This window comes from Nonomuraea sp. LPB2021202275-12-8 (assembly GCF_037044575.1).
Taxonomy (GTDB): domain Bacteria; phylum Actinomycetota; class Actinomycetes; order Streptosporangiales; family Streptosporangiaceae; genus Nonomuraea.
The window spans coordinates 1-962 of record NZ_JBAHWD010000129.1 but is presented as its reverse complement, the minus strand read 5'-3'; the positions used below and the strand labels follow the sequence as shown (position 1 = coordinate 962).

At 69.0% G+C, this 962-nt stretch carries 1 protein-coding gene; it reads right to left on the bottom strand.

Annotation, left to right across the window (positions count from 1 at the left end; genetic code table 11):
- On the bottom strand, positions 1-962 hold a 962-nt coding region (locus V5E28_RS49015), incomplete at both ends, for a condensation domain-containing protein (RefSeq protein WP_336217193.1).

Genomic DNA, 962 nt, shown 5'->3' with positions numbered 1-962 from the left:
AGCGCCTCGACGAGGGTTTCGAAGGGGATGTCGGCGTGCGTCTGCGCCTGCACGGTGCCGGTCTTGGTCGCGGCCAGCGCCTGGGCGAAGGTCGCGTGCTCATCCACCCGGGTGCGCAGGGGCAAGGTGTTGATGAAGAAGCCGACGAGCTTCTCCAGCTCCGGCAGCGAACGCCCAGCCACCGGAGTGCCGACGACCAGATCACTCTGGCCACTCCAGCGCGACAGCACGATGGTGAACGCGGTGAACAACACCTGAAAAACAGTGCTGGAATTGGCAGCGGCGAACGCGCCGACCCGCTCGGCCAGCGCGGGATCGATCGGCCGGCGGTAGCTGGCGCCGGCCCAGGACTGAGTGTCCGGCCGCGGCCGATCCCCCGGCAACGAAGTGAGCGCCGGCGCCCCGGCCAACTGCTCACGCCACCAGCCCACACCGGACTCATCAACACCACGCCGCTGCCAGGCAGCAAAGTCGGCATAGCTGACCGGCAGCTCCGGCAGCGCATCCCCACCCCCATAAAGAGTGGTCACCTCATCGAGCAGGACATCCAGGGACCAGCCATCGCAGGCGATGTGGTGAATCGACAGCCACAACAACCAGCCGCCGCCGTCGTAACGAACCAGACCAGCGCGCAGCAGCGGCCCCGCACCCAGATCGAACGGCTCAGCCAGCGCCCCCCGGACCAGCTCCCAAGCCGCCGCCTCACCCTCACCACGAACATCCACCACCCACCACGGCACACCGGCCTCACCGACCACCGGACGAGGACGGCCGTTCTCCGCGACCAGCGTCGTACGCAGCACCGCGTGCCGCCGCACCACGGCCTCCACCGCCGCCCGCATCCGATCACCGTCGACCTCACCGCACAGCCGCAGCACGATCGGCACGTTGTAGGCCGCGCTGCCCGGCCGCCACTGATCCAGGAACCACAACCGCTCCTGGCCGAACGACAACACCGGCGG